Source organism: Pacificibacter sp. (assembly GCF_039769035.1).
Classification (GTDB): domain Bacteria; phylum Pseudomonadota; class Alphaproteobacteria; order Rhodobacterales; family Rhodobacteraceae; genus Celeribacter.
Map to the genome: position 1 here is coordinate 1 of NZ_JBDMZG010000038.1, position 7506 is coordinate 7506.

7 protein-coding genes are annotated in these 7506 nt (G+C 52.2%); 5 read left to right on the forward strand and 2 right to left on the reverse strand.

What is annotated here, in order from left to right:
• A partial coding sequence (locus tag ABF287_RS04070; RefSeq protein ID WP_347183747.1) for a DUF1285 domain-containing protein occupies positions 1 to 461 on the forward strand: 461 nt, incomplete at its 5' end.
• 111 nt (positions 462 to 572) lie between these two features.
• Here ABF287_RS04070 and ABF287_RS04075 read toward each other — a convergent pair.
• On the reverse strand, positions 573 to 1391 hold the full coding sequence (locus ABF287_RS04075) for a sulfotransferase family protein (protein ID WP_347183753.1): 819 nt from the start codon (positions 1389 to 1391) through the stop codon (positions 573 to 575).
• Positions 1392 to 1520: 129 nt separating this feature from the next.
• Here ABF287_RS04075 and ABF287_RS04080 point away from each other — a divergent pair, with 129 nt between their 5' ends.
• Both ABF287_RS04080 and ABF287_RS04085 read left to right on the forward strand, forming a co-directional pair.
• Complete coding sequence (locus tag ABF287_RS04080) at positions 1521 to 3098, forward strand: DUF5928 domain-containing protein (protein ID WP_347183748.1); 1578 nt, start codon at positions 1521 to 1523, stop codon at positions 3096 to 3098.
• A 15-nt stretch (positions 3099 to 3113) separates the two neighbouring features.
• The gene (locus ABF287_RS04085; protein ID WP_347183749.1) at positions 3114 to 3488 is read left to right on the forward strand and encodes an HIT domain-containing protein; all 375 of its coding nucleotides are present in this window, start codon (positions 3114 to 3116) and stop codon (positions 3486 to 3488) included.
• A 39-nt stretch (positions 3489 to 3527) separates the two neighbouring features.
• Here ABF287_RS04085 and ABF287_RS04090 read toward each other — a convergent pair whose 3' ends face one another.
• Positions 3528 to 4463 carry an ABC transporter ATP-binding protein gene (locus tag ABF287_RS04090; RefSeq protein WP_347183750.1) on the reverse strand — a complete coding sequence of 312 codons (936 nt, stop codon included), beginning with the start codon at positions 4461 to 4463 and terminating at the stop codon, positions 3528 to 3530.
• Positions 4464 to 4648: 185 nt separating this feature from the next.
• On the opposite strand from ABF287_RS04090, the gene ABF287_RS04095 reads away from it, so the two are divergent.
• A complete protein-coding gene (locus tag ABF287_RS04095; RefSeq protein ID WP_347183751.1) occupies positions 4649 to 4834 on the forward strand; it encodes a zinc-finger domain-containing protein in 186 nt (61 codons plus the stop codon).
• 217 nt (positions 4835 to 5051) lie between these two features.
• The coding region (gene polA, locus ABF287_RS04100) for a DNA polymerase I (protein WP_347183752.1) at positions 5052 to 7506 on the forward strand (2455 nt) is incomplete at its 3' end.

The window sequence follows — 7506 nt, forward strand, 5'->3', positions numbered from 1 at the left end:
AGCTCGATATTCGGATCAAAAAGGACGGCACGTGGTTCTATCTTGGTACCCCGATTGGGCGGGTCAGATTGGCGCGCTTGTTTTCTACCGTCTTGAAGAAGGAAGGCGACGATTATTTCCTCGTTACGCCCGTGGAGAAAGTCGGCATTAAAGTTGACGATGCGCCTTTCTTGGCAGTGGACTTTGACGTGGCTGGATCTGGTGAAGAACAGATTTTGACCTTTCACACCACCATGGGCGACAGCGCCGTTTTGGACCATGCGCACCCATTGCGGGTCGCCACGCGCGAAAACGGCGAGCCCGCGCCCTATGTTGAAATTCGCGCTGGGCTTGAGGCGCTCATCGATCGCAAGAGCTTTTTCAGGTTGGCAGACTTGGCGGTTGAAAAGAGTGTCGACGGAGAACCCTGCATTGGCGTTTGGTCGTCAGGCCAGTTTTTTGTGCTCGGCGCGGCCACATAGGCCACAAAATGGCTGAACGATAGGATTGGGTTCGGGAAGCTTTGGGTCGCACTGCGAAAGCAAAAAGCGCCCCCTAATGGGCGGCGCTTTCTATTCTAAGATACGATAAACTTAACCGCCAAGTTTGGCATGAACTTCATCAAGATCGATTTCACCAATCGGGAATTTGTTCCCTGGATTTTCGAAATCGTATTTGAACAAGTTGAAGTCGCGGTTGTAGATTTCCCAAACCAAATGTTTGGACAGATCGTCAAAGTAGTCTTCGACAGGGTGAGCGCGTTTGGGACCGTGCCCCTCAGATTCGTTGAAACGCGGAATTTGCGCCAAATCGACTGTGTGCTTTGTTTCGACAGCATCCAGAACTTCTTGCATGCCCTCGTTGAATTTTTCGGTGTAGAAAATTTTGTCATAGCGACCGCCATTGGCGATAAATGTCGAGACGTGACCGGAGGTTGAAGACCAATGAATGTCAGGGTCCATTGGGCGACGCCAGCGAATGGTGTCACGCACAAATAGCAAGAACCGACGAAAAGATGCGATCTGATCGAACTCTTGTTTGCCATCTGGTCCGCCGACCTCGATGCCATATTTTTGCACGAGTTGAGGCACCAATTTACCACGGTAGCGGTTGCCATTGCGTTGAATGCCGCAAATCTTGTCAAAGAAGGAGGACAGAACACGCGTGTAAGGGTTGCGCACACATGTAAACGCATAGGAATTGTGGGCCTGAACGTTGGCTTCAATCAAAGGCTGACTGTAGTCTTGCGCCCACTTGTGCATCCTGTCCTTGCTGTCATGAATATCGCCGTCGAAGAATTCACCGTGATCAGAGTAAAACATGATTTGCCCGATGGTCGAGCACGCACATTTGGGCACCACACGGTACACCATGCTCTCGCTCTCGGTCATCCAAGTTCCCGGAAAGCCCATATCGTCTTCTCCTTCTGGCTGCATACAAGCAACTCTTTATACTTTAAAAGCAAATTGGGCTTGTTAATTCAATGGTCGCTTACAATTATGCTCTGACAAAGCTCTAAATAACTAAGAAACGGTTTCAAAATGGCACGTATCGCATTTATTCTTCTTTGCCATAAAGACCCAGAAGCCATCATTGATCAAGCACGTCGCCTAACTGCAGCTGGTGACTATATCGCAATTCACTTTGACGCGCGGGCAGGCAAACAAGCCTTTGAGACAATTCGCGAGGGGCTTAAGGACAATCCAAATGTCGCATATGCAACCAAGCGGATCAAATGCGGTTGGGGCGAATGGTCACTTGTGCAAGCCTCGTTGTATGCCGTTGAAGCTGCTGAAGAAGCTTTCCCAAGAGCAACGCATTTCTACATGGTTTCCGGCGACTGCATGTCAATTAAGTCCGCCGAGCATATCCGCAAATTTCTAGACAATGACGATATTGATTACATCGAAAGTTTCGACTTCTTTGAATCCGATTGGATCAAGACAGGAATCAAGAAAGACCGCTTGATCTATCGCCATTGGTTTAACGAACGCACGCAAAAATGGCTGTTCTATAAAAGCATGAAGCTGCAGGAAAAGCTGGGACTGCAGCGCGAAATTCCATCAGATATTCGGGTGCAAATTGGGTCGCAGTGGTGGTGTCTGCGCAGGCGCACTATTGAGGCCCTGCTGGACTTTACCCGAACACGCAAAGACGTGGTGAATTTCTTTAGCACGACGTGGATTCCCGACGAGACGTATTTCCAAACGCTTGTGCGCCATTTGGTTCCAAACAACGAAATCAACTCACGCACGCTCACATTCTTGATGTTCACAGATTATGGCATGCCCGTTGTTTTATACAATGATCACTATGACTTACTGGTTTCTCAAGACTTCTTGTTTGCGCGGAAAATCTCACCTGATGCCACCGAGTTGAAGAAACGGCTTGGCGACCTTTTTGTGGCTGAAGGGGTCGACTTTCACACATCTGACGAAGGTCAGTCACTGTTCAAGTTTTTAGCAGATAGAGGCAGGCACGGCCGACGTTTTGCCCCACGGTTTTGGGATAACGATAGCGCACTTGGTCGCAACCGCGAGCTGCTGATCATCGTGTGTAAAAAATGGCATGTTGCAAAGCGACTTGTGGCCAAAATCAAAGAGCAAACAGACATCCCTTGCGTCGAATATTTATTCGACGAAGAGAACACACCCCTGCCGGATTTTGGAGGGGTTGAGAAAAGCCTCGCGAAACGGTCCCGCCACATCCGGTCTTGGACACGGATGTTGTTTGATTATTGGGACACAGACCGAATGGTCATTTGCTTGGATTCCAACAAGGTCGACCTTGTCCGCGATTTCAACAATGACAAATCCAGCACGCGCGTGTTGGAGATCGAATGCGACTTTTCTGACGACTACCTGAAAGGCCATATGAAACGTGTTGGTCTTGCGAGCGATCGCACGCCCGACAAGGCCCTCGACAGCTTGGTCTCAACCGTCCGCGCAGATATCGACCGCGAGTATCATGAAATTCGCGACGCCGATTTTGAGTGCTATGAACGCATTTCTCAGTCCAAATCACCTGAGCAAAATGCCCCCGCCATTGCCAGGTTCCTTGATGTGCCCGAGGACGTTGCACACCAAGTCGCCCAAGCAGATCATCTTTTTTACGATTAAGTCAAAGGACTTACCATGACTTACACCTATGACGACCAAAACATCTTCGCAAAAATCTTGCGCGGCGAGATTCCATCGGCGCCTGTATTCGAAAGCGAACATACGGTGGCTTTTCCTGACATCGCGCCACAAAAATCAGTGCACATCTTGGTGATCCCGAAAGGGCCTTACCGCTGCTACGACCACTTTGTGACAACAGCCAGCGACGCCGAACAGCTCGACTTTTTCAAGTCTGTCGCCCTGATTGCCAAGCAAACAGGCACATCTGAAGCACATGGCGGGAATGGCTATCGCTTGATCACCAACTCTGGCCCCGACAGCCACCAAGAAGTGCCACATTTTCATGTGCATCTTTTGGGCGGCGAGGCCTGCGGCCCGTTGGTGTCATAAGTGCTGAGGCGTCTGAATAGACCGCGCGATTGGAGCGGTCTATTTGCCTGAGGTCAATTCGACAAACACGTCTTCAAGATCAGGATCGACGGTGCGCACATCGCCGATCACAATACCTGCGTCATGAACGGCATCCAAAATGACCTTGGCCGAGGTTTTGCCACGTGAATATGAAAACGCGAGCGACCCGTCGGATTTGCGCTCCATCGCGACGCCATCAGGCAGAACCAACGTATCAGGGGCATCGCCGTCTGGCTCAATCACCAAAGTTTTTGCATCCATCGCCCCGATCAGGTTTTTGGTTGTGTCGCGCGCAACCACTTCACCATGGTTGATGATCGCAATTTCATCACACATTTCTTGGGCTTCTTCCAAGTAGTGTGTGGTCAAAATAATCGTCGTGCCCATCTCTTCGTTCAAGCGCCGGACGTTTGCCCACAGCATTTGACGCAATTCAATATCCACACCCGCTGTCGGTTCATCCAGAACCAAAATCTGCGGATTGTGTACAAGCGCTTTACCCAACAACAGACGCCGGCGCATCCCGCCAGACAATGTGCGCGCATAGGCCTCCGCCTTGTCGGTCAAGCCAATCAACTCAAGAATCTCATCCGAGCGGCGGTCTTTTTTCGGCACGCCGTACAGACCCGCTTGTACTTCCAAAGCCCCGCGTGGCGTGAAAAACGGATCAAGGTTCAATTCCTGTGGCATCACCCCAATGGCGGCCCGCGATTGGCGCGGATTGACGTCTTGGTCAAAACCCCAAATTTTGGCCTGCCCTGACGTTTTCACAACCAAGCCTGCCAGAATGTTGATCAGCGTCGACTTGCCAGCACCGTTTGGCCCCAACAGCCCAAAAATCGATCCCTTGGGAATATCCAAATCAATCCCCTTAAGAGCCTCTTTGGCGGGCGCAGAGCCTTGGCCACGATAGGTTTTACGCAGGCCTCTGATCTCAATGGCATTGTTGGTCATATTCTCGTCCTTTTCACGCAGGATTCTCTTCCCGTTCGTGTTGCAACCCCTTGCTCGCAGCGCGCGGATCGCTATCATGCCTCAACGACATAAGCCGTCCCAACAGGTTCGGCAACAGTGACAGACTGCGTACCCCTTGTGCATTGAAGACACTGGATACGTTTAGCCATAAGTGAGCGATCGACATGACCACCAATGCCCCAGAAACCGAAATCGTATCCTCTTGGAAAGTGGCCTGTGACGGCTCCGAAGGCGCGCTTGGTCACCCCCGCGTTTGGCTGGTGATTCCACATGACACAGGGTTTGTTGAATGTGGCTACTGCGATAAGAAATTCGTACACAACTCTTCCAAGTTGACCGACGAAGCTTAATTCGCGTCTGCAAACGTCTTTATTTCTAATCCTGCATTGAAACAGCCGCGCTTGCGTTGGCTGTTTTTCTACGCGTGCCAAGCCGTTCTCAACGTGATCAAACACCAACTGCGCATTCGCCACATCGGCCGCGTGTTTTAACACGATCACGGCTTGCAGTTGGGGGACCTCTTCGTGCTATCAAAGCGAGACAGATTTACACAAGGGCGGCACGCATATGACATTCGGCAAGGGACATCACCTTCACCTCATTGACGGCTCAGCCTTTATTTTTCGGGCCTACCACGCGCTTCCGCCTTTGACGCGCAAATCGGATGGCTTGCCTGTGGGCGCGGTCTCTGGGTTTTCCAACATGTTGTACCGCTATATCGAGGGCAACACTGGCCCCGATGCGCCAACGCATGCCGCGGTGATTTTCGACTACTCCGGCAAAAGTTTTCGCAATGACATCTACCCGAAGTACAAAGCCAATCGCCCCCCTGCGCCCGAAGATTTGGTGCCGCAATTTCCCCTGACTCGTGATGCGACCCGCGCCTTCAACATTTCTTGCATCGAAGTCGAAGGGTTCGAAGCGGACGACATCATCGCAACGCTGTCTTGCCAAGCGCGCGACGCGGGTGCCCGTGTAACGATTATCTCATCTGACAAAGACTTGATGCAACTCGTGGGCGGCGGCGTTGAAATGCTCGACCCGATGAAAAACAAACGCATCGATTCCGAAGGCGTCGAAGAAAAGTTCGGCGTTGGCCCTAACCGCGTGGTTGATGTTCAAGCCCTTGCTGGCGATAGCGTCGACAACGTGCCCGGCGCGCCCGGCATTGGTATCAAAACCGCCGCCTTGTTGATCAACGAATATGGTGATCTTGATACGCTGCTGGCCCGCGCCAGTGAGATCAAACAGCCTAAACGCCGTGAAAGCCTGATCAACAACGAAGAACTGATCCGCATCTCGCGTGATTTGGTCAAACTCGACTGCGAGATGGACTTGGATTTCACACTTGAAAGCCTTGAAGTCCAAGACCCAAACGTAGACGACCTTGTTGGGTTCCTCGCGAAAATGGAATTCCGCACCATGGTCAAACGCGCCTCCGAGCGCTTTGGCATCGATGCCCCGACAATTGCCGACGCCCCCGCTGGCGGACCAATATCTGCCGCCACGGCACAAGCGGCCACACCTGAGGCCAAGCCCTTTGATCTCGATGCCTATGAACATGTCCGCGACATCGGCGCGTTGGAACGCTGGGTCGATGCCATCTATGAGCGCGGCTACGTGGCGGTGGACACTGAAACAACCGGTCTGGATGCGATGCAGGTCGATCTGGTCGGCATCTCTTTATGTGTTGAAGCGGGCCAAGCCTGCTACATCCCCATCGCGCATAAAGCGGGCGATGATGATTTGTTTGGCGGCGACAGCTTGGTCGAAGGCCAGCTGCCGATGGATCTGGTGATCGACACGTTGCGGCCTGTTTTACAGGATCCAAGCATCGTGAAAATCGGCCAGAACATGAAATACGATGCCAAGATTTTCGCCCGCTACGGCATCACTGTCGCGCCTTACGACGACACGATGCTGATGTCTTACGCGCTGCACGCTGGCATCCACAACCACGGTATGGACGCGTTATCAACGCGCTATCTCGATCACACGCCAATCCCAACGAAAGAGCTGTTGGGCAGTGGTAAGTCTATGATCACATTCGATAAAGTGGAGCTGAGCAAGGCGATCAAATACGCTGCCGAAGACGCCGATGTGACCTTACGCCTGTGGCAAATTTTCAAGCCCAAGCTGCATCTTGAGCAGGTTACCACCGTTTATGAAACCCTTGAGCGGCCTTTGTCGCCTGTGCTCACTCAGATGGAGCGCAACGGCATCAAAGTGGACCGTGATGTGCTCTCGCGTATGTCCAACACATTCGCGCAAAAGATGGCGGGGCTCGAGGCCGAAATCCACGAGTTGGCAGGACAACCGTTCAACGTCGGATCGCCCAAACAGCTTGGTGAAATCCTGTTTGATAAACTGGAGCTTCCCGGCGGCAAAAAGGGCAAAACCGGTGCGTACGCCACAGGTGTCGATATTCTCGAAGACCTCGCCTCAGAAGGTCACGCTTTGCCTGCCCGCGTGATGGATTGGCGGCAATTGTCTAAGTTGAAATCGACTTATACAGACGCTTTGCAGACCTTTATCAATCCAGACACAGGCCGCGTTCACACGTCCTATATTCAAACGGGCGCCGTGACAGGTCGCATGTCTTCAAGCGATCCGAACCTGCAAAATATTCCTGTACGCTCTGATGAGGGCCGCAAAATTCGCGAGGCCTTTGTCGCGGACGCTGGCAAAAAGCTGATCTCGCTCGATTACTCACAAATCGAACTGCGCATCTTGGCGCATGTCGCCAATATCGAAAGCCTCAAACAAGCCTTCCGCGATGGTCACGACATTCACGCCATGACGGCCTCTGAAATGTTCGGCGTGCCGATGGAAGGCATGGATCCGATGGTGCGTCGCCAAGCGAAAGCCATCAACTTTGGGGTGATCTACGGCATCTCAGGCTTTGGTCTGGCGCGTAACTTGCGCATTCCGCGCAAAGAGGCGCAGGGCTTTATTGATCGCTATTTCGAACGCTTCCCCGGCATCAAAGAATACATGGACGACACGGTCGCCTTCGCCAAAG

What these genes read in the sequence shown, in the direction of transcription:
- ABF287_RS04080 (WP_347183748.1), top strand. Translation starts at nt 1,521, where the DNA reads ATGGCACGTATCGCATTTATTCTTCTTTGCCATAAAGACCCAGAAGCC.
- ABF287_RS04075 (WP_347183753.1), bottom strand. Translation starts at nt 1,391, where the DNA reads ATGGGCTTTCCGGGAACTTGGATGACCGAGAGCGAGAGCATGGTGTAC.
- ABF287_RS04095 (WP_347183751.1), top strand. Translation starts at nt 4,649, where the DNA reads ATGACCACCAATGCCCCAGAAACCGAAATCGTATCCTCTTGGAAAGTG.
- ABF287_RS04085 (WP_347183749.1), top strand. Translation starts at nt 3,114, where the DNA reads ATGACTTACACCTATGACGACCAAAACATCTTCGCAAAAATCTTGCGC.
- ABF287_RS04090 (WP_347183750.1), bottom strand. Translation starts at nt 4,463, where the DNA reads ATGACCAACAATGCCATTGAGATCAGAGGCCTGCGTAAAACCTATCGT.